The 617-nt window shown below is 25.9% G+C and carries 1 protein-coding gene; it reads left to right on the top strand.

The annotated features are described in order from the left end of the window. Nucleotides 1-617 (top strand): hypothetical protein (locus R7P64_RS24340; RefSeq protein ID WP_318124184.1); only part of this gene is annotated, 617 nt, incomplete at both ends.

Consider the following 617-nt stretch of genomic DNA (forward strand, 5'->3'; position numbering starts at 1 on the left):
TTAATATTTCTACAGACATTGGATTGCAAACATACAGTATAGGAAAGGTTAATGAAAGGCATAATATATTTTCAATAATTGAAAAATCAATAATAAATAAATTTAGAAACAATATTTTATATATTGTAATTAATGATCTTGATAATATAGGCAACGAAGTGTTAGAATTTATCGATTATTTGCTAATTAGATTAAAGGAATACAAGGTATTTCTTCTGCTTTCTTCAAGTGAGTCAACAACATTTATAGATTTTAATAATTATGTTGACTATTGGCAAGAAAATGAATTAATTGTCAAATATCATTTAAACAATTTAGATAAAGTAAGCAGTGAAAAATTTGTACAAAAAGTTCTAGGTATGGGATATCCACCATATGAATTTGCAGATAAAATATATAGGGAATCAAAAGGGAATCCCAGATATATGGAAATATTGCTTAGATATCTTTACGACAATGGAACTATGTACATGAACGACAACGGTAATTGGGCATTAAAAATTGACAATTATGAAGAGTTAACTTTTCCTAAAAATGTAGAAGAAAGATTTAAAGTACTCTTGAATGAATTGACAAAAACCGAGATAACTTTATTATCCTTTATTTCATGTGTAGAT

The organism is Vibrio sp. 2304 (assembly GCF_033339475.1).
In the GTDB taxonomy this organism is placed as follows: Bacteria; Pseudomonadota; Gammaproteobacteria; order Enterobacterales; family Vibrionaceae; genus Vibrio; species Vibrio alginolyticus.